We start from the raw sequence: 25,209 nt of genomic DNA, 5'->3' as shown, positions 1-25,209 counted from the left end.
TCGAATGCGGGGAAAAGCGCCCGAGCGCCCCGCAGACTCAGATTTTTCATGCGTCGTCCTCAGACGTTTTGGCTGTTAGAATCGCCAGTCGTTTTTTCAGGAGTCTGTCCCGTGATCACTTCCCGCCTGCGCACCCTGCGCGACCACATCCGTTGGGCTGTCAGCCGCTTTCATGGGGAGGATCTGTTTTTCGGCCATGGGACCGACAACGCCTGGGACGAAGCCCGCCAATTGGTACTGGGTGCCTTGCACCTGCCGTGGGAAATCGCCGACAGCTATCTGGACTGCGCACTGGAAGACGACGAACTGGTCAACCTGCAGCGCCTGCTCAAGCGTCGCATCGAAGAACGCGTACCGACCGCCTACCTGCTAGGCGAGGCCTGGTTCTGCGGCCTGTCGTTCATTGTCGATGAGCGGGTGCTGATCCCGCGTTCGCCGATTGGCGAGCTGATCGAAAAACGTTTCGAGCCCTGGCTGGGCGCCGAACCCGCGCGCATTCTCGACCTGTGCACCGGTTCCGGCTGCATCGGCATTGCCTGCGCCTACGAGTTCCGCCATGCCGAAGTGGTGCTGGCCGACCTGTCGTTCGAAGCCCTCGAGGTGGCGAACCAGAACATCGAGCGCCATGGTGTCGATGAGCGGGTGTTCACGGTGCAGGGCGACGGTTTCGACGGCTTGCCGGGCCAGCGTTTCGACCTGATCGTGTCGAACCCGCCGTATGTGGATGCCGAGGATTTCGCCGACATGCCCGAGGAGTACCAGCATGAACCGGAGCTGGGCCTGGCCTGTGGCGACGATGGCTTGAATCTGGTGCGGCGCATGCTGGCCGAGGCGGCGGATCATTTGACCGAGAAGGGGCTGTTGATCGTCGAGGTCGGCAACAGCCAGGTCCATGTCGAAGCCCTGTACCCGGAAGTCGATTTCGCCTGGCTGGACTTCGAGCGCGGCGGTCATGGCGTGTTCATGCTCACCGCCGAGCAGTGCCGACAGCACCAGGCACTGTTCAGCTCCCGGGTCTGAGCAACCAGCGAAGCACCACAAAAAAGCCCGCCAATCGGCGGGCTTTTTGTTGTCAGCGGTGGGTCGCGATCCAGATCAGCAACCCGGCCTGGAACACCGCAAACGCCACCAGGCAGGTGATGGTAAAGCGCAGCCCGGTGTCTTCGCGCTTGTATTTGGCGACCTTTTCTTCGTGCTTGCGCAGTTTCACTTCCTGTTCTTCGAGGTTCTGCTCGGCCTGCTGCAGCATTTGCGCGGCTTCGAGGATCTCGACGAATTGCAGCTTTTCGGTGTTCCAGTTGGGCAGCAGTTCACCGACCTGTACATGCTTGACGCTGCCCTTGAGATGCTGGGCATCGGCGTAAACCACATCGAAGCCCTGGACCCGCAGGAAATGATCGCGCCGCAGGCGCGTGGCCTCGTTCAGCGCATCCTTGTTCGCCAGTTCGAAACCGTCCACGCGGTAGTGCGGCCATTTCTTCTGGGCCCAGCTTGCCCCCTGCGCCAGCAGAAAGCGGCCGATGCCGCGGTTCGCCGGTTCGATCTGCAGGTTTTCCGGTTCGAAGCGTACCCGTCGAGTCGTGTGGTCGACCCAGACATCCAGGTGATTCTGTTCCTTGCGCACCCGTTGGCCCGGCAGTTGGAGAGTCATGCGCAACAGGCTGTGTTCCTTGTTGCTGCGCTCGGCATAACCGAACTCGATAAAGCGCAGGGGCCGTCCACCCGTGGCGCGATCGGTTTGCAGCGGGGCCAGGCGAAGCATCCGGTGATGCTCGGCATGGACGTCCGCCCACGGCAACGCCACGGCTTCGGGAGCGGGGTTTTCAACCTCGGTTTCGGGAGGGTTCTGGGTATCGGTCATAACGGCGAGATCCTGTCCAAGCGCTACTTGCCGACGGCAAGTGAACGGCCGGCAAAGGCTTATCGGCCGTTTTTTTCAGGACTGGAGGGGAAAACGCGTCAACGGGCGTGAAGTCCGTCAATAAAGCTGATGATGCGGGTGCCGAGTTCCGAGGCCAGGGGCAGTTGCGGATCCTTGTAGGAGGCCAGTTGCCGCTTGACGTCGTTGGGCACGATACGCAGGACATGGTTCATGCCTTCGATCAGCGCCAGTTGGGCGTCCGGCTTGGCGGCCTTGAGCATCTGCGCATCGCCGACACCGACCTGGATGTCATTACTGCCCTGGACGATCAGCGCCGGCATTTTCAGGCGGGCGAACGCGGCGGCCGGGTCTTGCCTGAACAGGGTGATCAGGTACGGCTGCACGCTGGGGCGGAAGATCACTTCCAGCTGCGGCGGCACGTCAGTGTCGACCCGGCCGGCCTTGAGGCTGTCGAGCAGTTCGTTGCTGCGCAGCATCAGCGGCGCTGGCAGGCGGTAGCTCAGTTGCTGGCGCAGCACCTGGTCCACCGGGCGAGCGGTGCCGGAGATGGAGATCACCGCCGCCGCATCGACCTGGGGCGCGGCCAGGGTGGCGATCAGCGCGCCTTCGCTGTGGCCGAGCATGATTAACGGGCCCAGGCGCGGGTCGCTCTTGAGCTTCTTGCCCCAGGCCACGGCGTCGGCGACGTAGGCGTCGAGGGTCAGGTTGCGCTCGTCCGGGGTGGCGGCGAGGCTGGCGGCCACCCCGCGCTTGTCGTAGCGCACGCTGGCGATGTTGTGCTTGGCCAGCACCCAGGCCAGGCGCTTGAGGCTGTCGTTGCGCCCGCCATCGGGGTTGTTGCCGTTGCGGTCGGTGGGGCCGGAGCCGGAGACGATCAGGACCACCGGCACCGGGGCGTCGGACTTGGGCAGCAGCAGCGAGCCGTATAACTCGCCAGTGCCGGTGTCGAGGCTGATGGGACGTTGCAGTACGGCCGCCTGGACCAGGCCGGTGAACAGGGTAAGGCTCAAGAGAAGAACTCGCAGCATCATCACGCCATCATGGAGAAGGTGCCGGTTGGACTTCCGGACACGGATAAGGTTCGAGGATGAACTAGTTGGGGAGCCTGCGTATACTTCCCGGCTCAGTAATCCAGATTGAGTTATTTCGGCTGATTTCATGGAGCGTCCTGCATGTCCGGCAATACCTACGGCAAGCTGTTCACTGTCACCACCGCGGGCGAAAGCCATGGTCCGGCGTTGGTCGCCATTGTCGACGGCTGCCCACCGGGTCTTGAGCTGTCGCTGGACGATCTGCAGCGCGACCTGGACCGGCGCAAGCCCGGCACCAGCCGCCACACGACCCAGCGCCAGGAAGCCGATGAAGTCGAAATCCTCTCCGGCGTGTTCGAGGGCAAGACCACCGGCTGCTCCATCGGCCTGCTGATCCGCAACACCGACCAGAAGTCCAAGGACTACTCGGCGATCAAGGACCTGTTCCGCCCGGCCCACGCCGATTACACCTACCACCACAAATACGGCATCCGCGACTACCGCGGCGGCGGTCGCAGCTCGGCGCGGGAAACCGCCATGCGCGTGGCGGCGGGGGCCATCGCCAAGAAGTACCTGGCCAGCCAGGGCATCGTGGTGCGTGGCTACATGAGCCAGCTGGGCCCGATCGAAATCCCGTTCAAGACCTGGGACTCGGTGGAAGACAACGCCTTCTTCAGCCCCGACCCGGACAAGGTGCCGGAGCTGGAAGCCTACATGGACCAGCTGCGTCGCGATCAGGACTCGGTGGGCGCCAAGATCACCGTGGTCGCCGAGGGCGTGATGCCGGGCCTGGGCGAGCCGATCTTCGACCGCCTGGACGCCGAGCTAGCCCATGCGCTGATGAGCATCAACGCGGTCAAGGGCGTGGAAATCGGCGCCGGTTTCGCCAGCGTCGCCCAGCGTGGCACCGAGCATCGCGACGAGCTGACCCCGCAAGGTTTTCTCAGCAACAACGCCGGCGGCATCCTGGGCGGGATTTCCTCCGGCCAGCCGATCGTCGCGCACCTGGCGCTCAAGCCGACCTCCAGCATCACCACACCGGGCCGCTCGATCGACATCGATGGCAACCCGGTGGACGTCATCACCAAGGGCCGTCACGACCCGTGCGTGGGCATCCGCGCCACGCCGATCGCCGAAGCCATGATGGCCATCGTGCTGATGGATCACCTGCTGCGTCATCGTGGCCAGAATGCCGACGTGCGCGTCAGCACGCCGGTGCTGGGCCAGTTGTAATGGCGTCTCTGCCAGTCGCCACGGTCTGACGGCCGTGGCGGCGATCCCGTACTGGCGGCTCTCCAGTTTCTACCTGTTCTATTTCGCCTTGCTGGGGTCGACCGCGCCGTTTCTGGCGCTGTATTTCGATCACCTGGGGTTTTCCAGCGCGCGCATCGGCGAGCTGGTGGCGATTCCCATGCTGATGCGCTGCGTGGCGCCGAACCTCTGGGGTTGGCTTGGCGACTACACCGGCCGGCGCCTGGCCATCGTGCGTTTTGGCGCGATCTGCACGCTGCTGAGCTTTTCGCTGATTTTCGTCAGCAAGAGCTACGCCTGGCTGGCGATGGTCATGGCCCTGCATGCGTTCTTCTGGCACGCGGTATTGCCGCAATTCGAAGTGATCACCCTGGCGCACCTGCAAGGCCAGACCGCTCGCTACAGCCAGATCCGCCTGTGGGGCTCGATCGGTTTCATCCTCACGGTGGTGGCGCTGGGGCGATTGTTCGAGTGGTTGAGCCTGGACATCTACCCGGCGGCGCTGGTGCTGATCATGGCCGGCATCGTGCTCAGCAGCGCCTGGGTGCCCAACGCCCAGCCTGCGGCACAGGGCAGCCGCTTGGCCACCGGGGGCTTTCTTGGCCAGCTGCGCAGCCCCGGCGTCCTGGCCTTCTATGCCTGCGTGGCGCTGATGCAAATGAGCCACGGTCCTTACTACACCTTCCTGACCCTGCACCTGGAACACCTGGGCTACAGCCGCGGCTTGATCGGCCTGTTGTGGGCGCTGGGGGTGGTCGCCGAAGTCTTGATGTTCCTGGCGATGAGCTGGATTCTCTCGCGGTTTTCGGTACGCCGGGTGCTGCTGGCGAGTTTCCTGCTGACGGCCCTGCGCTGGTTGCTGCTGGGCGCCTTTGCCGAACACCTGTGGGTATTGTTGTTTGCCCAGGTGCTGCATGCCGCGACCTTCGGCAGCTTTCATGCCGCGGCCATTCATTTCGTGCAACGCAGCTTCGGCGACCGCCAGCAAGGCCAGGGCCAGGCCCTGTACGCGGCCCTGGCCGGCACCGGCGGCGCATTGGGCGCGCTGTATTCCGGCTACAGCTGGAACGCCCTGGGCGCGACATTGACCTTTAGTATTGCAAGCCTCGCAGCGCTGGCGGCAGCCGTTATCATTGCCACACGTATGCAAGAGGAGAGGCCATGAGCCTTACCCGCGAACAGCTGGCACAGGACATCATCGAGGTCGGACGCTTTCTGTATGCCCGCGGCTGGTCCCCGGCCACCAGCAGCAACTATTCCACGCGCCTGTCGCCGAGCGCGCTATTGCTCACGGTTTCGGGCAAGCACAAAGGCCAGTTGGGCCTGGATGACGTGCTGGCCACCGACTTGTCGGGCAACAGCCTGGAACCGGGCAAAAAGCCCTCGGCCGAAACCCTGCTGCACACCCAGCTGTACCGCTGGAACCCGCAGATCGGCGCCGTGTTGCATACCCACTCGGTGAATGCCACGGTGCTGTCACGCCTGACCGCCGAGGACTTCATCGAGTTCGAGGGTTACGAGTTGCAAAAGGCCTTTGCCGGCATTGCCAGCCACAAGTCGCGGGTGCGTGTGCCGATTTTCGACAACGACCAGGACATCGCCCGGCTGGCGACCAAGATCCAGCCCTGGCTCGACGCCCATGCCGATTGCGTCGGCTACCTGATTCGCGGTCATGGCCTCTACACCTGGGGCGCGCGCATGAGTGATGCGCAGCGCCAGATCGAGGCCTTCGAGTTTCTGTTCGAGTGCGAGTTGCAGACTCGCGCCCTGTTAAACCGTTAAGGCTTGCTTCGACTGAAGCAGCCAGCGCCTGATGATATGCACTGCCTGACCGGCCTGGAAAAATCCGCAAGGCACTGCCGATAACGAGGAATTGCCAAGATGAGCAGCCTGTCCGTTTACCACGTATCCAGCCCGGACCTGCCGAACAAGGTGCTGACCCATTTCGACGATATCGCCGCGACCCTGGCCGAGCAGGGCGTGCGTTTCGATCGCTGGCAAGCCGCCACCAGGATCCAGCCGGGCGCCAGCCAGGAAGAAGTGATAGGCGCCTATCAGGAACAGATCGACCGCCTGATGACCGAGCGCGGCTACATCACCGTCGATGTGATCAGCCTCAATGGCGATCACCCGCAGAAGGCCGAGCTGCGCGCCAAGTTCCTCGACGAACACCGGCATGCCGAGGACGAGGTGCGCTTTTTCGTCGCCGGCCGCGGTCTGTTCAATCTGCACATCGGCGACTACGTGTATGCCGTGCTCTGCGAGAAGAACGACCTGCTTTCGGTGCCGGCCGGTACCGCGCACTGGTTCGACATGGGCGAGAACCCGTACCTGGTGGCGATCCGCATGTTCAACAACCCGCAAGGTTGGGTCGCCAACTTCACCGGTTCCGATATCGCCAGCCAGTTCCCGCTTCTGGAGGATTGAGCGGATGCCGATCAAGGCCATTCTCACTGACATCGAAGGCACCACCAGCGCGGTGAGTTTTGTCTTCGAGGTGCTGTTCCCCTACGCGGCGCGGCACCTGCCGGACTTCGTGCGCAAGCACGCCAGCCGGGCCGACGTTGCCGAGCAGTTGCAGGCGGTGCGCGAGGCAAGCGGCGAGCCGGCGGCGGACGTCGAGCGGGTGATCGAGATCCTCCTGGGCTGGATCGCGGAGGATCGCAAGACCACGCCACTCAAGGCCTTGCAAGGCATGGTCTGGGAGCAGGGGTATAGGGCCGGGCAGCTCAAGGGCCATGTCTACCCGGATGCGGTGGCGGCGTTGCAGCGCTGGCACCAGGCCGGCTATCGGCTGTATGTCTATTCGTCGGGCTCGATCCAGGCGCAGAAGCTGATTTTCGGTTGCTCCACTGCCGGGGACCTGGCGCCGCTGTTCAGCGGTTTTTTCGACACCACCTCGGGGCCGAAACGGGAAGTGCAGTCTTACCAGCGCATTACCCAGGCCATCGGCTGTGCGCCCGGGCAGATTCTCTTTCTGTCCGATATCGTCCAGGAGCTGGATGCGGCCCGGTCCGCCGGCCTGGCCACCTGCGGCCTGGTGCGCGAAGGCGGGGTATTGGCGGGGCATGCGAATGTAGCGAGCTTCGCCGATATCGATCCGCAGGGTTTCTGAAAAGCAATCAGGCCGTGTCAGCGCAAGGCTGGCACGGCCTGATTGGGGTTATCTGTTATCCAGCTGCCGGTGATCACCGCGAATCCGCAGCGGTGCGGATTTAAAGCGAGTGATACGACGGCAGGGCAAAACGGTTCTGGCTTTGCAGCAGGGAAATCTGTGGCAATTCGCTGGCCTGTTCGGCCAGGTCGCGACGCAACGCGCTGATCACCCACGACAACTGATCGCCCGCATGCAACTGCGCATAGGAGATCGAGCGCTTGAGCTGTTTACCTTCGCTGTTACGCAGCGTCAGCAGGATGCCGCCATCGGGCCGTGGCTGAGTGGTCACTTCGTAGTTGGAGAACAGGGAAGCGAATTTTTCTTGGATCAGGCTCATGTCTATCAGCTCCATTGGTTCTTGAATGGCAAACCTGGAGTGATAGGTGCAGCGATTGTGCCAGCCTCAATTTTTTATAAAAATCGTTATAAATCATGTTGTTATAAAAATACGTCGTTTGCGTGTCCGTGCAATTTGCATGAATGGCCATCGTGCATCCTGCATTTTGCGAGATTGCGGGCCTGGGCAAGGGCTGCGGCGTAACGCTGTGACTGCCGGTTCACGCAAAAGATTCAACCGGCAAGCCCGGCCCTCAAGCGCGAGGCACCTGGCGGCGCGGAGGAGATACAAAACTTTGCAAAAACTCCATGTACAGGCCAAGAAGCGCTGACGTATTTTTTTGCCAGCGACAGGCTTGGCGCAGACTCTTTGCACAAGCCCAAACCCTGATGTTCCGGGCTGTACAGGTCAATCAGACGTTTCACCGACATGGACAGTCATGCGTCGTGATCCCTTGGATCATGAGCGCCTGATAATAAGAAAATAGGACGTCATCATGAACGCCACGCTCTGCGTTACTGCCAATAGCACGCCCGCTGTTTCTCCCCTGTTTGCCGTGGCGGCCCGCCCTCGGCCCCCAGCTGAATAGCCCCATCGACCCTTGTCCGCCTGCCCGGCCTGGCCCCGTGCAGGATCCTTTTGCGTCGAACAGGAGCCGTCATGAGCACTCATCAGCACGACATGATCACCTGGGGCATGATGCTACGGAAGTTGCCCTCCATCGCCCGAGCGTTGCCGCGGGTCATCAAGGGCATGCAGATAGCCAACGTCAAGCGCGCCGATCAACCCTGCGGGCTGGGCTGGACCTTCGAGCAGGCCACCCAACGCAACCCCGACGGCCCGGCGCTGCTGTACGGCGACCGGGTGTTGAGTTATGCACAGGCCAACCAGTGGGCCAACCGGATCGCCCATTACCTGGCGAGCCAGGGCATCGGCAAGGGCGACGTGGTGGCGATCTTCGTCGAGAACCGTCCCGAGTTGCTGGTAAGCGTGCTGGCGGTGGCCAAGCTCGGCGGCATCTGCGCCATGCTCAATACCGCGCAGACCGGCAGTGTGCTGGTGCACAGCGTGAACCTGGTGAAGCCGGTGGCGATGATCGTCGGCGGCGAACTGCTGGATGCCTACTCGGCGATTCGCGATCAGGTCGCCATCGACGAGGCGCGCACCTGGTTCGTCGCCGATCCGGAGGTGGCGCCCGGGCCAACGCCTGCCGGTTGCATCGACCTGATGACCGCCAGCGCCGCCAGCGAGTCGTCCAACCCCCCAAGTACCGCGCGGATCTACCTCGACGATCCGTGCTTCTATATCTACACCTCCGGCACCACCGGGCTGCCCAAGGCCGGCATTTTCAAGCACGGCCGCTGGATGCGCAGCTCGGCCAGCTTCGGCATGATCGCCCTCGACATGCAGCCGGCCGACATCCTGTACTGCACCTTGCCGCTGTATCACGCCACCGGGTTGTGCGTGTGCTGGGGCTCGGCCATCAGCGGCGCCTCGGGCTTCGCCATTCGCCGCAAGTTCAGCGCCAGCCGTTTCTGGGAAGACGCCCGCCGGTTCAAGGCGACCACCATTGGTTACGTGGGCGAGCTGTGCCGTTACCTGGTTGACCAGCCTGCCAGCGAGCACGACCGTGACAACCGCGTGGTGAAGATGGTCGGCAATGGCCTGCGCCCCGGCGTGTGGGGGCCGTTCAAGCAGCGTTTCGGCGTCGAGCACATCTGTGAGCTGTATGCCGCCAGCGACGGCAATATCGGCTTTACCAACGTGCTCAACTTCGACAACACCGTGGGTTTTTCCCTGGCGCCCTGGGCGCTGGTGGAATATGCCCACGACACCTGCGCGCCGATCCGCAACGGTTCTGGCTTCATGCAGAAGGTCGCCAAGGGTGGGCAGGGCCTGCTGCTGGCGAAGATCGACGACAAGGCGCCGCTGGACGGCTATACCGAGCCGGAAAAGAACCTGAAGGTGATCCTCACCGACGTGTTCGAGAAGGGCGACCGTTACTTCAATACCGGCGACCTGCTGCGCGATATCGGTTTTGGCCATGCGCAGTTCATCGATCGCCTGGGCGATACCTATCGCTGGAAGGGCGAAAACGTCTCCACCACCGAGGTGGAGAATATCCTCCTGCGCCATCCGCAGGTTGCCGAGGCGGTGGCCTATGGCGTGGAGGTGCACAACACCAACGGTCGTGCCGGGATGGCGGCGATCACCCCGGCCGAGTCCCTGGCGACCCTGGATTTCACCGAGCTGTTGCAGTTCGCCCGCGAGCATCTGCCGGGCTACGCGGTGCCGCTGTTCCTGCGAGTCAAGGTGAAGATGGAGACCACCGGTACCTTCAAATACCAGAAGACCCGGCTCAAGGAAGAAGCCTTCGACCCGTCGAAAACCGGCGGCGATCCGGTGTACGCCTGGTTGCCGGGTTCGGCGACCTATGTCCGGGTGACGGAGGCGGTCCTGGCGGATATTTGTGCCGGTCGGCACCGTTATTGATTCTGGCTATGGCCGCTCTTGAGAAAAAAGGGATGACAGGGCAGGAGCCGCTTGGGGACACTAGCGGCTTTCCGATTGGCCGAAAGTGGAGTTCCCGATGTCAGACAAAAGCCGCCAGATGACCGCAGAAGAAGCCGCCGAGTTCACCGAGCAGGTCTTCAACGTCGCACGTCAAGGCGACGCCCAGATGCTCGACAAGCTGGCGAGCAGCGGTCTGCCGGTCAACCTGCGCAATCACAAGGGCGACACCCTGCTGATGCTGGCCAGCTACTACGGGCATGTGGACGCGGTGCAGGTGCTGCTCAAGCACAAGGCCGACCCCGAGATCCGTAACGACAACGGCCAGAGCCCGATCGCCGGCGCGGCCTTCAAGGGCGACCTGGCGGTGGTCAAGGCGCTGGTGGAAGGCGGTGCCGAGGTGGAAGGCTCGTCCTTCGACGGGCGTACCGCGCTGATGATGGCGGCGATGTTCAACCGCACGGAAATCGTCGACTACCTCATCGGCCAGGGCGCCAACCCACGGGCCACCGACGCCAACGGCGTGAGCGCACTGGACGCGGCGAAGACCATGGGCGCCGTCGACACCACCGCGCAATTGCAGAAGTTGCTGGGCTGAGCTGAACGGCGCATACCGTCGGGCCAAGGCCATGCCTGGGTCGCGGCGGTAGGTTCGCGGGGCGGGTTTAGGCTATCCTGCGCGCCCGCCATTGACCCGTAACAGGATTCGCCCATGAAAAACGTCCTCGCCGAACTCATCACTAAAATCAGCTCCGGCTGCATGGGCGAAGAAGAAATCCTGCGGATCGCCGACGAGGCAGCCCAGGCCTACGCCGATCCCCAGGCCTTCCTGGCCGCCAATCCGGACATCAACTACGACGACAGCTTCCCGATCCCGCTGGGCGAATGGGTGGTGGTCGGCAGCCTGCCGGACACCGTGCTGTTCCAGGCCGACACCTACATGGACCTGTTCGCGCAGATCGTCGCGTCTTTCGGCCCGGGCGTGGCGTTCAATATCAAGCCCAAGCAACTGGCCAAGACCGAGGCCCTGACCGCGCTCAACCGCATCCAGATCCAGATGGGCAGCATGAACCCGGAAAACGGCGGTTACGTGCTGATGAACTTCAGCCAGTTGCTGGACGACGAGCTGCAAGTGGTGCTGGTCTACGGCAACGACGTGCCGCGGGTGCTGGAGCTGTGCGCCGAAGCCGGCATTGCCGCCGCGCCGTCCCTGGAAGCGCTCAAGGTCGCGGTTCACGTCTGAGCCGCGGGCCACAGGCCGACCGCGCAGGCAATAAAAAGGAACCCCGCTGCCGGCCGACTATCCTAAGTGGGCAAGCCCTCATTTAGGAGCGACACCATGGGTTCCACTTTTAATACGCTGGTTGGACTGATCATCCTCGCGCTGGACATCTGGGCGATCATCAATGTGCTTAAAAGCAGTGCCGAAACCGGGATGAAAATCCTCTGGGTGTTGCTGATCATCCTGTTGCCGGTGCTGGGCCTGATCATCTGGGCGATTGCCGGGCCGCGCGGCAACGTACGGCTCTGAAGGCTGGCGTGGGGTTCAAAAGGGGCCGCCAGGCCCTTTTTTATGTGACCAAATATGCGCTGCACGAAATTTTCACAAAGTCTCCATGACAATTCGCCAGCGCTGTTTTTCCGCTGCTCCCGTGCGATCTCCGATTGCGATCCCTGGCTCTGGACCATTGCCGGCCAGGGGAGGGCGCCTGCCAGTAATCAATGGCAATGCCGCTGCTGATCGTGCAACATTTGCGCACCGCGCCATCCCCCCAGCCCTGAATGGCTACAAGAGGGCAAAGCGCAGCTGCATTCTTTTCGCAACTTCAACTTCCATTGGGTCCTAAAACGATATGGCAAACCCGGACGTCCTGAGTCAGCAGCGAGCCTCGAGTCGCCTGCTGCAACCGACCGTCAAATCGCATCTGGCTTATACGCTGCTCTGCGCGCTGGCCATGATGGTCATGCTGTCTTTGCTGCGCGTGGCGCTGCTGGTCTACAACCGCGAGATGATCCTCGACACACCGGCCTCGACCTTCCTTGAAGCCTTCGCCAACGGCCTGCGCTTCGACGTGCGCCTGGTGGTCTACCTCAGCATCCCGCTGCTGCTGGCGCTGTTCAGTGCCCGGGCCATGGCGGCTCGCGGTTTCTTCCGCTTCTGGCTGACCATCGTTTCGAGCATCGCGCTGTTCCTCGGCCTGATGGAGATGGACTTCTACCGCGAGTTCCACCAGCGCCTCAACGGCCTGGTCTTCCAGTATGTGAAGGAAGACCCGAAAACCGTGATGAGCATGCTCTGGTACGGCTTCCCGGTGGTGCGCTACCTGCTGGCCTGGGCGGTCGGCACCTGGCTGCTGAGCCTGGCGTTCAAGGGCGCCGACCGCGCGACCCGGCCGCGTGGCCCGTTCAGCGGCGGCAGCATCGGCACCCGGCAGGTCGCCCCGTGGTACGCCCGTATCGGCGTCTTCGTGGTCTGCCTGCTGGTCTGCGTGGTCGCCGCTCGCGGCACCCTGCGCCAGGGCCCGCCACTGCGCTGGGGTGACGTCTACACCACCGAATCGAACTTCGCCAACCAGCTGGGCCTCAACGGCACGCTGTCGCTGGTCGAGGCGGCCAAGAGCCGGATGGGCGAGGACCGCAGCAATATCTGGAAAGCCACCCTGCCGCAGCCCGAGGCGCAGCAAGTGGTGCGCGACCTGCTGGTGATGCCGGACGACAAGCTGGTGGATGCCGATATCGCCGCGGTGCGCCGTGACTACACGCCACCGGCCGACAAGACCCTGCCGATCAAGAACGTGGTCGTGATCCTGATGGAAAGCATGGCCGGTCACTCGGTGGGTGCCCTGGGCGCTCCAGGCAATATCACCCCGTACCTGGACCAACTGTCCAAGGAAGGCCTGCTGTTCGACCGCTTCTTCTCCAACGGCACCCATACCCACCAGGGTATGTTCGCCACCATGGCCTGCTTCCCCAACCTGCCGGGTTTCGAATACCTGATGCAGACCCCGGAAGGCAGCCACAAGCTGTCCGGCCTGCCGCAGGTGCTGAGCGCCCGCAAGTATGACGACGTGTATGTCTACAACGGCGATTTCGCCTGGGACAACCAGTCGGGCTTCTTCAGCAACCAGGGCATGACCAACTTCGTCGGTCGCAACGACTTCGTCGATCCGGTGTTTTCCGATCCGACCTGGGGCGTGTCCGACCAGGACATGTTCAACCGTGGCCTGGAAGAGTTGAAGGCGCGGGAAAACGGCAAGCCGTTCTATGCGCTGCTGCAGACCCTGTCCAACCACACCCCGTACGCCTTGCCGACGCCACTGCCGGTGGCGAAGGTGACCGACCGTGGCAGCCTGAACGAACACCTGACCGCCATGCGTTATTCCGACTGGGCCCTGGGCCAGTTCTTCGAGAAGGCGCGCAAGGAGCCGTACTTCAAGGAGACGCTGTTCGTGATCGTGGGTGACCATGGTTTCGGCAACGAGCGCCAGATCACCGAAATGGACCTGGGCCGCTTCAACGTGCCGATGCTGATGATCGCTCCGGGCATCCAGGAAAAATTCGGTCAGCGCAACCACACCGTGGGCACCCAGGTCGATATCGTGCCGACCATCATGGGCCGCCTCGGTGGCGAAGTGCGTCACCAGTGCTGGGGCCGCGACCTGCTCAACCTGCCGGAAGGCGACACCGGCTTTGGCGTGATCAAGCCGTCGGGCAGCGAACAGACCACCGCCATCGTCACCGCCGACCAGATCCTGGTACTGCCGCGCGAGAAGGAAATGCCGCCGAAGATCTACCAGTACGAACTGGGTGCCAATCCGCATGCCGAAGTGGTGCCGGACGCACCGCGTACCGCCGAGTTGAAGCACAAGCTGGAAGCTTTCCTGCAAACCGCCACCAAGAGCCTGTTGGATAACACCGCGGGCGTGGTGCACGGCACGCCGGACTGATTCATTGCGCTAATGAAAAAGAGGCCCTAGGGCCTCTTTTTTTTCGACGGTTGAACAGTACCGAGTGTGAACGACCGATGCCTATATCCGGCCCAGTAACACGAGAATCAGCAACACCACCAGGACCACACCGATGATCCCGGACGGGCCATAACCCCAGCTTCTGGAGTGCGGGAACACTGGAAGACCACCGATCAGCAGAAGAATCAGAATAATGATCAGGATTGTGCCCATGTCGTTTTCCTTATTGGAGGATCGAAGGCGCGGCTGGATTCGAAGGCAATTAATCCGTACCGCTTAATCATTCGGACTCTGTGCCTTGAAGGATGATTCCAAGTTTTTTTAATGCTTTTTGCACGCAGGCCTATTTCCTTTCGTACCGGCTGCCGGTGGCCATCGAGTTGAACGTGCAACACCGCGGGAAGTCGCACCGAGGCCCCGGTTTGCCTGGGGCATTCAGCAATCTGATGGTGCGTGGGCGGCACAAAATCCTTCGCTACACTCGCCTCATCTTTCCCGGAACAACAAGGCAACTCCTATGCAAAATCGCATGATGATCACTGGCGCCGGATCCGGCCTGGGTCGCGAAATCGCTCTGCGCTGGGCGCGCGAAGGCTGGCAGTTGGCGTTGTCGGATGTCAGCGAACCCGGCCTGCAGGAAACCCTCAGGCTCGTGCGCGAAGCCGGCGGCGATGGCTTCGTGCAACGTTGCGACGTGCGTGACTATAGCCAGTTGACGGCCTTCGCCCAGGCTTGCGAAGTCAAGCTCGGCGGCATCGATGTGATCGTCAATAACGCCGGCGTGGCCTCCGGCGGCTTCTTCAGCGAATTGTCCCTGGAGGACTGGGACTGGCAGATCGCGATCAACCTGATGGGCGTGGTCAAGGGCTGCAAGGCGTTCCTGCCGCTGCTGGAAAAGAGCAAGGGCCGGATTATCAACATCGCCTCGATGGCGGCCTTGATGCAGGGCCCGGCGATGAGCAACTACAACGTGGCCAAGGCCGGCGTGGTGGCCCTGTCCGAAAGCCTGCTGATCGAACTGGCCCAGCAGGAAATCGGCGTGCACGTCGTATGCCCGTCGTTCTTCCAGACCAACCTGCTGGATTCGTTCCGCGGCCCGACTCCGGCGATGAAAGCCCAGGTCGGCAAGCTGCTGGAAAGCTCGCCGATCAGTGCGGCGGATATCGCCGACTACATCTACACCCGGGTCGCCGCCGGCGAATTCATGATCCTGCCCCACGAACAGGGGCGCATGGCCTGGGCCCTGAAACAGAAGAACCCGCAGCTGCTGTACGACGAAATGACCCTCATGGCCGACAAGATGCGCGCCAAGACCAAGCAAAACGCCAGCTGAGCTTGCTCCTGCCCCGGCGCGTCGTTAGGGTTGCCAGCATCTGGCATCCCTGACGAGACCTTGCATGCTCAATTACCTGTGGTTCTTCCTCGCCGCGCTGTTCGAGATCGCCGGCTGCTACGCCTTCTGGATGTGGCTGCGCCAGGGCAAAAGCGCCTGGTGGATGGTCCCGGCGCTGGCGAGCCTGATGCTCTTCGCCCTGTTGCTGACCAAGATCGAAGCGAACTACGCCGGCCGCGCCTACGCGGCGTACGGCGGGATCTACATCATCGCCTCGATCGGCTGGCTGGGCATGGTGGAGCGGGTGCGGCCGCTGAGTTCGGACTGGCTGGGGGTGGCGCTGTGCGTGATCGGCGCGAGCATCATCCTGTTCGGGCCGCGCTTTACCAACGGTTAGGAACTGGCCGGGCGCCGCGATGGCGCCCGGTCCCGGCCGGGAATCAGTCGAACAATTCCTTGGGCACATCGTGCTTGAGCATCAACTGGCACTGCTCGCTTTCCGGGTCGAAGACGATCACCGCCTGGCCCTTGGTCAGCGCCTGGCGCACGCGCAGGACCCGGGTTTCCAGCGGGGTGTCGTCGCCATTGTCGGTGCCGTCGCGGGTGACGAAGTCTTCGATCAGGCGGGTCAGGGTGTCGACTTCTAGTTGGTCATGGGGAATCAGCATACGGGCCTCCGGCAAACAATCCCGGATCCTACTGCGCCGGGCCCCGCGCGGCTAGGCAAACCTCGCGCGGGGCCGTAATGCCGATCATCTGTAGGAGCGAGCTTGCTCGCGATGAGCGCGCAGCGCTCGCCTTGAGGGCCCTGCGTATTTACCTGTGAGTACGTGTGGGGCGAGAGTTCAGCGCTTTGCGCTCATCGCGAGCAAGCTCGCTCCTACAGTGGAAGCGGGGCTTTTCACCTCAGGGCTTTTGCCCCACCAGGCTGTCCACCGACGGCACCCGGGTGTCGCTTTCCATTTGTGTGTCGTGTTCCAGCTGATGGCTGAAACGGTCCAGGGAACCCTGGGCCGGCTGCGCGTCGCTGGCGAACACCGGCGGGCTGAGAATGTAGGCGCCCAGCAGGCGGCTGAGGGCTGCCAGGCTGTCGATATGGGTGCGCTCGTAGCCGTGGGTGGCGTCGCAACCGAAGGCCAGCAGGGCGGTACGGATATCGTGGCCGGCGGTGACCGCCGAATGGGCATCGCTGAAGTAGTAGCGGAACAGGTCGCGGCGCACCGGCAGTTCGTGTTCCGTGGCCAGGCGCAGCAGGTGGCGCGACAGGTGATAGTCGTAAGGCCCGCCGGAGTCCTGCATGGCCACGCTCACCGCGTGCTCGCTGGAGTGCTGGCCGGGGGCGACCGGGGCGATGTCGATGCCGACGAACTCGCTGACGTCCCAGGGCAGGGCCGCCGCCGCGCCGCTGCCGGTCTCTTCGGTGATGGTGAACAGTGGATGGCAGTCGATCATCAGCGGCTCACCGCTGTCGACTATGGCTTTGAGCGCGGCCAGCAACGCGGCGACCCCGGCCTTGTCGTCGAGGTGGCGAGCGCTGATATGGCCGCTTTCGGTGAACTCCGGCAAGGGATCGAACGCGACGAAATCGCCGACGCCGATGCCCAGCGACTCGCAGTCGGCACGGGTGGTGCAGTAGGCATCCAGGCGCAATTCGATGTGGTCCCAACTAATGGGCATCTCGTCCACCGCGGTGTTGAAGGCGTGCCCGGAGGCCATCAGCGGCAACACGCTGCCACGCAATACGCCGTTGTCGGTGAACAGGCTGACCCGGCTGCCCTCGGCGAAACGGCTGGACCAGCAGCCGACCGGGGCCAGGGTCAGGCGGCCGTTGTCTTTCACCGCACGCACGCTGGCGCCGATGGTGTCCAGGTGCGCCGAGACGGCGCGGTCCGGGCTGTTCTTCTGGCCCTTGAGGGTGGCGCGAATGGTGCCGCGGCGGGTCAGTTCGAAGGGAATGCCCAGTTCTTCCAGGCGCTCGGCCACGTAACGCACGATGGTGTCGGTGAAGCCGGTGGGGCTGGGAATGGCGAGCATTTCCAGGAGGACTTTCTGCAGGTAGTTGAGGTCCGGTTCGGGAATCGATCGGGTCATGGAAACTCCTGATGATGAAAAGGCCATCGATGGTTTCGATGAACAAGGCGTCGGGCGCTCGCTCCCACAGTGCGTTTCTGTAGGAGCGAGGCTTGCCCGCGATAAGGCCGCGACGGTCAGCACGGGGCTTTCAGACCGCCGGCTGGCTGTGGGGAAACAACAGGTCGACAAAGCGCTCGGCCGTCGGCTGCGGTTCATGGTTGGCCAGGCCGGCGCGCTCGTTGGCCTCGATGAACACGTACTGCGGCTGGTCCGCCGCCGGCACCATCAGGTCGAGGCCGACCATCGGGATATCCAGCGCCCGCGCCGCGCGGATCGTCGCGTCCAGCAGTTCCGGATGGAGAATCGCGGTGACATCCTCCAGGGTGCCGCCGGTATGCAGATTGGCGGTGCGCCGCACGAACAGCCGTTCGCCGGCCGCCAGGATGCTGTCGTAGCTGTGCCCGGTGGCCTGCAGGGTGCGCTGGGTTTCGTGGTCCAGGGGGATCTTGCTTTCGCCGCCGGTGGCGGCCTGGCGACGCCGGCTTTGCGCTTCGATCAGCTCGCCGATGGAGTGCTGGCCGTCGCCGATCACCTCGGCCGGCCGGCGAATGGCCGCGGCGACCACCTCGAAGCCGATCACCAGGATGCGCAGGTCCAGGCCCTCGTGGAAGCTCTCGAGCAACACCCGGCTGTCGAACCGCCGGGCGTTGTCGATCGCCTGTTGCACTTCTTCGATGGTGCGCAGATCCACGGCCACACCTTGGCCTTGTTCCCCGTCGAGTGGCTTGACCACCACCCGTTCATGCTCGTCGAGAAACGCCAGGTTGTCGTCGGCGTTGCCCGCGAGTTGTTGCGCCGGCAGGTTCAGCCCGGCCTGTTTCAGTACCTTGTGAGTCAGGCTCTTGTCCTGGCACAGGCTCATGCTGATGGCGCTGGTCAGGTCGCTGAGGGATTCGCGGCAACGCACCCGGCGACCGCCATGGCTGAGGGTGAACATCCCGGCTTCGGCGTCGTCGACCTGCACGTCGATGCCGCGGCGATGGGCTTCCTCGACGATGATCCGCGCGTAAGGGTTGAACTGCGCCTCGGGCCCGGGGCCGAGGAACAGCGGTTGGTTGATGCCGTTCTTGCGCTTAATGGCGAAGGTCGACAGGGTGCGGAAACCCAGCTTGGCGTACAGGCACTTGGCCTGGCGATTGTCGTGCAGCACCGACAGGTCGAGGTAGCTCAGGCCCCGGCTCATGAAGTGTTCGATCAGGTGCCGGACCAGCACTTCGCCGACCCCCGGGCGGGTGCAATGCGGGTCCACCGCCAGGCACCACAGGCTGCTGCCGTGCTCCGGATCGTGGAAGGCCTTCTGGTGGTCCAGGCCCATGACGCTGCCGATCACCGCGCCGTTGTCTTCGTCTTCGGCCAGCCAGTACACCGGCCCGCCGGCATGGCGCGGGGTCAGCAGGCCCGGGTCGACCGGCAGCATGTTGCGGGCCAGGTACAGCTGGTTGATGGCCTGCCAGTCCGCCGCGCTCTGCGCCCGACGGATGCGGAAGCCGCGAAACACCCGGGTGGCCTGGCGGTAGTCGCTGAACCACAGGCGCAGGGTGTCCGACGGGTCGAGGAACAATTGGGTCGGTTCCAGGCCGAGGATCTGCTGGGGGGCGGCGACATACAGGGCGATGTCGCGTTCGCCGGGGTGTTCGTTGAGCAGCTCTTCGGCCAGGCTCGTCGGGTCGGGAAAGGTATGGCCGATCAGCAGTCGGCCCCAGCCGCAATGCACGGCAATCGGGTCGGTGCCGAGGGCGCTGCGGTCTTCGGCGAAACGCGCCTGCAGACGCTCGTAGGAGGGCGCCTGACCGCGCAGCAAGCGTTGGCTGTAAGCCGTGGCGTGGGGTTTCATGGTCAGATTCCTTGTTCGCTGAGCCACAGGTTCAGCGCCGCCAGTTGCCACAGCTTGGAGCCGCGCAACGGCGTCAGCTGGCCTTGTGGATCGGTCAGCAGGCGGTCGAGCATCGCCGGGTTGAACAGGCCGCGGTCCTGGCTCGGGTCGAGCAGCAGTTCACGTACCCAGTCCAGGGTGGCGCCCTGCAGGTGCTTGAGGCCGGGCACCGGGAAATAGCCTTTCTTGCGGTCGATCACCGCGCTGGGGATCACCAGCCGCGCGGCTTCCTTGAGTACCTGCTTGCCGCCATCGGGCAGCTTGAACCGGGCCGGCACCCGCGCCGACAGCTCCACCAGCCGGTAGTCGAGGAACGGCGTGCGCGCCTCCAGGCCCCAGGCCATGGTCATGTTATCCACACGCTTGACCGGGTCGTCGACCAGCATCACCGTGCTGTCCAGGCGCAGGGCTTTATCCACAGGCTCGGCGGCGCCGGGCTGGGCGAAATGCTCGCGTACGAAATCACCGGCGGCGTCGTTGGCGGTCAGCCACTGCGGCTGCACGGTGGCCGCGTAATCGTCGTAGCTGCGGTCGAAGAACGCCTCGCGGTAGGCCGCGTAGGGATCGCTGGCGCCCTCCACCTGCGGGTACCAGTGATAACCGGCGAACAGTTCGTCGGCGCCCTGGCCGCTCTGCACCACCTTGCAGTGCTTGGCGACTTCCCGCGACAGCAGGTAGAAGGCGATGCAGTCGTGGCTGACCATGGGTTCGCTCATGGCGCGGAACGCCGCCGGCAGCTGTTCGATGATCTCGCGCTCGTCGATGCGCAACTGATGGTGATCGGTGCCGTAGTGCCGGGCGATCAGGTCCGAATACTGGAACTCGTTGCCGCGTTCGCCGCCGGCATCCTGGAAGCCGATGGAGAAGGTCGACAGGTTATCCACACCGACTTCCCGCAGCAGGCCGACCAGCAGGCTCGAATCGACGCCGCCGGACAGCAGCACGCCGACATCCACCGCCGCCCGTTGGCGGATCGCCACGGCTTCGCGAGTGCTGTCGAGTACCCGGTCGCGCCAGTCTTCCAGGGTCAGCCCGGTTTCATCGGCGCGCGGGCCGTAGGGCAGGGTCCACCAGGTTCGCTGCTCGGTGCGGCCGTCGGCTTCGATGCGCATCCAGGTGGCCGGCGGCAGTTTCTCGATGCCCGCCAGCAGGGTGCGCGGCGCCGGCACCACGGCGTGAAAGTTCAGGTAATGGTTGAGCGCCACCGGATCGAGCAGCGGGTTGATGTCGCCGCCCTTGAGCAGCGCCGGCAAGGCCGAGGCGAAACGCAGGCGCTGGCCGGTGCGCGACAGGTACAGCGGCTTGACGCCCAGGCGGTCGCGGGCGATGAACAGGCGCTTGGCGTCCCGCTCCCAGATGGCGAAGGCGAACATGCCGTTGAGCCGCGGCAGCAGCTCGGCGCCCCAGGCGTGATAGCCCTTGAGCAGCACCTCGGTGTCGCCGCCGGAATAAAAGGCGTAGCCCAGGCTTTCCAGCTCGGCGCGCAGTTCGGGGAAGTTGTAGATCGCGCCGTTGAAGGCCAGGGACAGGCCCAGCTGGTTGTCGATCATCGGCTGGGCCGAGCCGTCCGACAGGTCCATGATTTTCAGGCGCCGATGGCCCAGGGCTATCGGGCCCTGGCTATGGAAACCCCAGGCGTCGGGGCCGCGAGGGGCGAGGTGGTGGGTAATTCGTTCAACCGCTGCCAGGTCGGCGGGTTGATGATCAAAACGTAGTTCTCCAGCTAATCCGCACATAAGTCCTTACCGGTTTTTCCGTTGGGGAGGGTCAATCGCTACCGGCCAGAAATGGCAGGTACCCGGAAACTGACCCAGGTGATCCCCTGGAGTTTTAGACCGATGGGTTATAAGCGGCGGGGCGCAAGTGCGTTGCCGGCTGGGGCAAAGGCCTTGATCTGCCTGGAGTTTTGTCGTGCGGGCAGGGCCCGTGGGCGTTTGCGGGAGATGGCCAAGCGATGCCAGGGCGGCTGGCATCGCGGCTTTATTTCATGGCTTGCCGCGAATCAACCGACGCAAGGCAAAGCGATTGGGGTGACAGGCTTCGGCCACGCTGCGCGGCAGGGGCAGTGGTTCGTTGTCCAGCCAGGCGGCCAGCAACTCGCCGGACAGCGGCGCGGTGATCAAGCCGCGCGAGCCGTGGCCGCTGTTGATATACAGGCCGTCCAGCCAGGGGCAGGGCAGGTCCGGAACCTGGCGCGCGTCCTTGCCCAGCACCGCGTAGACCTCGGCGAATGCCGCCTGGTCCGCCAGGGGACCGACGATCGGCAGATAGTCCGGGCTGGTGCAACGGAAGGCGGCCCGTCCTTCGAGGGTTTGCGCTTGCAGCCGGTCGGCTTCCAGGCGTTCCATCAGGTCCAGGGAGATCTCTTCGAGCATCTGCAGGTTGCCCGCATGCTCGGCGGCGGTGGGTGTCAGGTCTTGGCTCTTGAAATCGAAACTGGCACCCAGGGTGTGTTCGCCCAGGCGCGCGGGGGCGATATAACCTTCGGCGCACACCACGGTGGCCAGGCTCTGGCTGCGCGCGGTCTGCGGCAGGCGGGTGATCTGCCCGCGGATGCGCTTGAGCGGCAATTCGGCGCTGGCCGCAAAGCGCTTGATCTCGGCGGCGCCGGCGAGGATCACCACTTCGGCACTGGCCAGCAGCCGCTCACCGTCCCAGGCTTGCCACTGGCCATCGCCCCGGCGCAATTCCACTACATCGTGGTGGGGCAGCAGGCGAATCCGCGGATGCGCGGCTTGCCACTGGCACAGGGCCGGCGGATGCACCCAGCCACCTTCCGGGTAGAACAGCCCGCCGTGGGCCAGGCCGACGCCGGCCTGGGCCTGGGCCTGGGGTTGGTCCAGCTGATGCAACAGGTCCGCCGGGAAGGCTGCCGCCAACTGCGCCTGGCGCTCGGCTTCCTTGGCGTTGAAGGCCAGTTGCAGCACGCCGCAGCTGTCCCAGTCGACGCCCCGTTGCAGCTGTTCGAGCAGGCGCCGGGTGTAGCCGAAACCGCTGAGGATCATCTGCGACAGGGCGGTGCCGTGGGCCGAGAGTTTCAGGTACAGCACGCCCTGGGGATTGCCCGAGGCCTCCTGGGCCATTTGCCCGTGGCGCTCCAGCAGGCTGACCCGCCAGCCCCGCGCGGCGAGGCTGGCGGCGCTGGCGCAACCGGCCAGGCCGGCGCCGATCACCAGGGCGTGTTTATCCTGGATCTGTTGCGTGGGGCGGGCGAACCAGGGCTTGCTGGCGGCAGGCAGCGGCGTGCCTTCGGGCCAGCCGAGAAACTCGCCGCGCAGCACTTCCCACTTGTGGCCGATGCCCGGGGTGCGCTTCATCTTGAAGCCCGCCGCATTCAGCAGGCGGCGCACCCAGCCGGTGCTGGTGAAGGTGCTGATGCTCGAACCCGGGGCGGCCAGGCGCGCCAGTTCGGCGAACAGCTCGGCGGTCCACATCTCGGGGTTTTTCGCCGGGGCGAAACCGTCGAGGAACCAGGCGTCGATCTGCCCGTCGAGTTGTGGCAATTGCTCCAGGGCATCGCCGACCAGCAGGGTCAGGGTGACCCGGCCCTCGTCCAGCACCAGGCGCTGAAAGCCCTGGTGCACCGCGACATAGGCGCGCAACAGACGCTCGGCCAGCGGCCCCAGTTCCGGCCACAGGGCCAGGGCGCGCTGCAGGTCGGCTGGCGTCAGCGGGTACTTTTCCACGCTGACGAAATGCAGGCGTGCGCTGGGGTCGGCCTGTTGCTCGAACAACTGCCAGGCGCAGAGGAAATTCAGGCCGGTGCCGAAGCCGGTTTCGCCGATGACGAAGCGGCCACTGGGCGGCAACGCGGCAAAACGCTCGCGCAGGCGGTTCTGTTCGAGAAACACATGGCGGGTTTCGTCCAGGCCCGACTCGGTGGAGAAGTACACATCGTCGAAGACCCGCGAACGCGGGCGGCCCTGGTCGTCCCAGTCGAGCTGGGCGTGGGACTGGGCATGGGGCTGGGGGCGAGGCAGTTCAGCGGTCATGTTCGGCTCGATAACGGCAAGGCGGCCATTCTAGCCGATCGACACAGGGGGTAATGATCCAGGGCAATGGCCGGCCAGTTCGATGCCGACAAATCATGTGTCGATCCGCTAGTCTTGCTCCATCTTGCCAGGGAGTCGCTCATGTTCGAATCAGCCGAAATCGGTCACGCCATCGACAAAAAAACCTTTGACGCCGAAGTCCCGGCCCTGCGTGAAGCCCTGCTGGAAGCCCAGTTCGAGCTGAAGCAGAAAGCCCGTTTTCCGGTGATCGTATTGATCAACGGCATCGAAGGCGCCGGCAAGGGCGAGACGGTGAAACTGCTCAACGAGTGGATGGACCCACGCCTGATCGAGGTCCGCACCTTCGACCAGCAGACCGACGAAGAGCTGGCGCGGCCACCGGCCTGGCGCTACTGGCGGATGCTCCCGGCCAAGGGCCGCATGGGGGTGTTTTTCGGCAACTGGTACAGCCAGATGCTCCAGGGGCGGGTGCACGAGCTGTTCAAGGACGGCCGTTTCGACCAGGCCATCGCCGGCGCCGAGCGTCTGGAAAAGATGCTCTGCGACGAAGGCGCGCTGATCTTCAAGTTCTGGTTCCACCTGTCCAAGAAACAGATGAAGGCCCGCCTCAAGTCCTTGCAGGACGACCCGCTGCACAGCTGGCGCATCAGCCCGCTGGATTGGCAGCAGTCGGAGACCTACGACAAGTTCGTCAAATATGGCGAGCGCGTGTTGCGCCGCACCAGCCGCGACTACGCGCCCTGGCATGTGATCGAAGGCGTGGACCCGCATTACCGCAGCCTGGCGGTGGGCAAGATTCTCCTCGAGGGCCTGCAGAGCGCGCTCAACCGGCCGATGCTCGAAGTCGAGTCCCATGTAGCGCCGCTGGGCGAGGCGGTCGACAAGCTGACCCTGCTCGACAGCCTGGACATGAGCCAGCGCCTGGACAAGGACGACTATGAAGAGCAACTGATTACCGAGCAGGCGCGTCTGGCCGGCCTGCTGCGCGACAAGCGCATGCGCAAGCACGCGTTGGTGGCGGTTTTCGAGGGCAACGACGCGGCCGGCAAGGGCGGGGCGATTCGCCGGGTAGCGGCGGCGCTGGACCCGCGCCAGTACAGCATCGTGCCGATTGCCGCGCCGACCGAGGACGAGCGGGCCCAGCCGTATCTGTGGCGCTTCTGGCGGCATATTCCGGCGCGGGGCAAGTTCACCGTGTTCGACCGTTCCTGGTATGGCCGGGTGCTGGTGGAACGGGTCGAGGGCTTTTGCAGCCCGGCGGACTGGTTGCGCGCCTATGGCGAGATCAACGACTTCGAGGAGCAGCTCGAGGACGCCGGGGTGATCGTGGTCAAGTTCTGGCTGGCGATCGACAAGCAGACCCAGCTGGAGCGTTTCCAGGCCCGTGAAGAGATTCCGTTCAAGCGTTTCAAGATCACTGAGGACGACTGGCGCAACCGCGACAAATGGGACGCCTATCGGGCCGCCGTCGGCGACATGGTCGACCGCACCAGCACCGAGGTCGCGGCCTGGACCCTGGTGGAGGCCAACGACAAGCGCTGGGCCCGGGTCAAGGTGCTGCGCACCCTCAACCGCGCACTGGAAGAGGCATTCGACAAGTCCGAGAAAAAGGACAGGAAAGGCAAGAAGGGCAAGAAATAACCGCCGCGGGTTGTGAGCAGGGGCCGGGCACGAACCCCGCGCCGCGATGGTTTTGCATACGCCGGATGAATGATCGTCG

23 protein-coding genes are annotated in these 25,209 nt (G+C 64.0%); 14 read left to right on the top strand and 9 right to left on the bottom strand.

What is annotated here, in order from left to right; translation table 11 throughout:
• Positions 1–111: 111 nt before the first annotated feature.
• Positions 112–1,020 (top strand): 50S ribosomal protein L3 N(5)-glutamine methyltransferase, encoded by a 909-nt coding sequence (prmB, locus tag BM019_RS01045; RefSeq protein ID WP_023966445.1) that lies wholly within the window; start codon positions 112–114, stop codon positions 1,018–1,020.
• Between the two features lie 52 nt (positions 1,021–1,072).
• Here prmB and BM019_RS01040 read toward each other — a convergent pair whose 3' ends face one another.
• A complete protein-coding gene (locus BM019_RS01040; RefSeq protein ID WP_053262215.1) occupies positions 1,073–1,861 on the bottom strand; it encodes a hypothetical protein in 789 nt (262 codons plus the stop codon).
• Positions 1,862–1,959: 98 nt separating this feature from the next.
• Entirely contained in the window at positions 1,960–2,913 is a 954-nt protein-coding gene (locus BM019_RS01035) for an alpha/beta hydrolase (protein ID WP_092417416.1), read from the bottom strand.
• A gap of 141 nt (positions 2,914–3,054) precedes the next feature.
• Here BM019_RS01035 and aroC point away from each other — a divergent pair, with 141 nt between their 5' ends.
• The 5 genes from aroC (at position 3,055) to mtnC (ending at position 7,279) form a co-directional block, all read left to right on the top strand.
• On the top strand, positions 3,055–4,146 hold the full coding sequence (gene aroC / locus BM019_RS01030; protein WP_007932265.1) for a chorismate synthase: 1,092 nt from the start codon (positions 3,055–3,057) through the stop codon (positions 4,144–4,146).
• Positions 4,147–4,180: 34 nt separating this feature from the next.
• On the top strand, positions 4,181–5,329 hold the full coding sequence (locus tag BM019_RS01025) for an MFS transporter (RefSeq protein WP_092417415.1): 1,149 nt from the start codon (positions 4,181–4,183) through the stop codon (positions 5,327–5,329).
• Positions 5,326–5,946 (top strand): methylthioribulose 1-phosphate dehydratase, encoded by a 621-nt coding sequence (locus tag BM019_RS01020; protein ID WP_092417414.1) that lies wholly within the window; start codon positions 5,326–5,328, stop codon positions 5,944–5,946. The genes BM019_RS01025 and BM019_RS01020 overlap by 4 nt, the downstream gene beginning before the upstream one ends.
• A gap of 99 nt (positions 5,947–6,045) precedes the next feature.
• Entirely contained in the window at positions 6,046–6,591 is a 546-nt protein-coding gene (locus tag BM019_RS01015) for a 1,2-dihydroxy-3-keto-5-methylthiopentene dioxygenase (RefSeq protein ID WP_092417413.1), read from the top strand.
• Between the two features lie 4 nt (positions 6,592–6,595).
• A complete protein-coding gene (gene mtnC, locus BM019_RS01010; protein ID WP_092417412.1) occupies positions 6,596–7,279 on the top strand; it encodes an acireductone synthase in 684 nt (227 codons plus the stop codon).
• 100 nt (positions 7,280–7,379) lie between these two features.
• Here the strand turns inward: mtnC and BM019_RS01005 are convergent, their stop codons facing one another.
• Complete coding sequence (locus BM019_RS01005; protein ID WP_009045039.1) at positions 7,380–7,658, bottom strand: DUF3509 domain-containing protein; 279 nt, start codon at positions 7,656–7,658, stop codon at positions 7,380–7,382.
• A gap of 660 nt (positions 7,659–8,318) precedes the next feature.
• Between BM019_RS01005 and BM019_RS01000 the strand changes: the two genes are divergently transcribed.
• From BM019_RS01000 to BM019_RS00980, 5 genes are all read left to right on the top strand, one after another.
• Entirely contained in the window at positions 8,319–10,151 is a 1,833-nt protein-coding gene (locus BM019_RS01000) for a long-chain-acyl-CoA synthetase (protein ID WP_092417411.1), read from the top strand.
• Between the two features lie 97 nt (positions 10,152–10,248).
• Positions 10,249–10,767, top strand: coding sequence for an ankyrin repeat domain-containing protein (locus BM019_RS00995; RefSeq protein WP_009050192.1), 519 nt, complete (start codon positions 10,249–10,251; stop codon positions 10,765–10,767).
• A gap of 114 nt (positions 10,768–10,881) precedes the next feature.
• Complete coding sequence (locus BM019_RS00990; protein WP_062825031.1) at positions 10,882–11,412, top strand: hypothetical protein; 531 nt, start codon at positions 10,882–10,884, stop codon at positions 11,410–11,412.
• 96 nt (positions 11,413–11,508) lie between these two features.
• Entirely contained in the window at positions 11,509–11,700 is a 192-nt protein-coding gene (locus BM019_RS00985) for a PLDc N-terminal domain-containing protein (RefSeq protein ID WP_007932252.1), read from the top strand.
• A gap of 322 nt (positions 11,701–12,022) precedes the next feature.
• Positions 12,023–14,116 carry an LTA synthase family protein gene (locus BM019_RS00980; RefSeq protein ID WP_092417410.1) on the top strand — a complete coding sequence of 698 codons (2,094 nt, stop codon included), beginning with the start codon at positions 12,023–12,025 and terminating at the stop codon, positions 14,114–14,116.
• An 81-nt stretch (positions 14,117–14,197) separates the two neighbouring features.
• Here BM019_RS00980 and BM019_RS00975 read toward each other — a convergent pair whose 3' ends face one another.
• Positions 14,198–14,350, bottom strand: coding sequence for a DUF3309 family protein (locus BM019_RS00975; protein ID WP_009045034.1), 153 nt, complete (start codon positions 14,348–14,350; stop codon positions 14,198–14,200).
• A gap of 304 nt (positions 14,351–14,654) precedes the next feature.
• Here BM019_RS00975 and BM019_RS00970 point away from each other — a divergent pair, with 304 nt between their 5' ends.
• Complete coding sequence (locus tag BM019_RS00970) at positions 14,655–15,470, top strand: SDR family oxidoreductase (RefSeq protein ID WP_062825032.1); 816 nt, start codon at positions 14,655–14,657, stop codon at positions 15,468–15,470.
• A 64-nt stretch (positions 15,471–15,534) separates the two neighbouring features.
• Positions 15,535–15,867: a YnfA family protein gene (locus BM019_RS00965; RefSeq protein WP_092417409.1), complete on the top strand. Its 333-nt coding sequence runs from the start codon at positions 15,535–15,537 to the stop codon at positions 15,865–15,867.
• Between the two features lie 43 nt (positions 15,868–15,910).
• On the opposite strand, the gene BM019_RS00960 is transcribed toward BM019_RS00965, so the two are convergent.
• The 5 genes from BM019_RS00960 to mnmC all read right to left on the bottom strand — a co-directional run bounded on the left by BM019_RS00960 (position 15,911) and on the right by mnmC (position 23,468).
• Positions 15,911–16,138, bottom strand: a complete 228-nt coding sequence (locus BM019_RS00960) for a YheU family protein (protein ID WP_092417408.1) — start codon at positions 16,136–16,138, stop codon at positions 15,911–15,913.
• Between the two features lie 238 nt (positions 16,139–16,376).
• Positions 16,377–17,561: an osmoprotectant NAGGN system M42 family peptidase gene (locus BM019_RS00955; RefSeq protein WP_062825034.1), complete on the bottom strand. Its 1,185-nt coding sequence runs from the start codon at positions 17,559–17,561 to the stop codon at positions 16,377–16,379.
• A gap of 130 nt (positions 17,562–17,691) precedes the next feature.
• On the bottom strand, positions 17,692–19,437 hold the full coding sequence (ngg, locus tag BM019_RS00950) for an N-acetylglutaminylglutamine synthetase (protein ID WP_092417407.1): 1,746 nt from the start codon (positions 19,435–19,437) through the stop codon (positions 17,692–17,694).
• A gap of 2 nt (positions 19,438–19,439) precedes the next feature.
• On the bottom strand, positions 19,440–21,212 hold the full coding sequence (locus tag BM019_RS00945; RefSeq protein ID WP_092417406.1) for an N-acetylglutaminylglutamine amidotransferase: 1,773 nt from the start codon (positions 21,210–21,212) through the stop codon (positions 19,440–19,442).
• A gap of 249 nt (positions 21,213–21,461) precedes the next feature.
• The gene (mnmC, locus tag BM019_RS00940; RefSeq protein WP_092417405.1) at positions 21,462–23,468 is read right to left on the bottom strand and encodes a bifunctional tRNA (5-methylaminomethyl-2-thiouridine)(34)-methyltransferase MnmC2/FAD-dependent 5-carboxymethylaminomethyl-2-thiouridine(34) oxidoreductase MnmC1; all 2,007 of its coding nucleotides are present in this window, start codon (positions 23,466–23,468) and stop codon (positions 21,462–21,464) included.
• A gap of 141 nt (positions 23,469–23,609) precedes the next feature.
• Between mnmC and pap the strand changes: the two genes are divergently transcribed.
• Positions 23,610–25,130, top strand: a complete 1,521-nt coding sequence (gene pap, locus BM019_RS00935; protein WP_092417404.1) for a polyphosphate:AMP phosphotransferase — start codon at positions 23,610–23,612, stop codon at positions 25,128–25,130.
• The last annotated feature ends 79 nt before the right edge of the window (positions 25,131–25,209 follow it).

Origin of the sequence: Pseudomonas sp. NFPP07 (genome assembly GCF_900115645.1) — a bacterium.
In the GTDB taxonomy this organism is placed as follows: domain Bacteria; phylum Pseudomonadota; class Gammaproteobacteria; order Pseudomonadales; family Pseudomonadaceae; genus Aquipseudomonas; species Aquipseudomonas chlororaphis.
The sequence above is the reverse complement of the archived record's forward strand: the minus strand, read 5'-3'. Positions and strand labels throughout refer to the sequence as shown.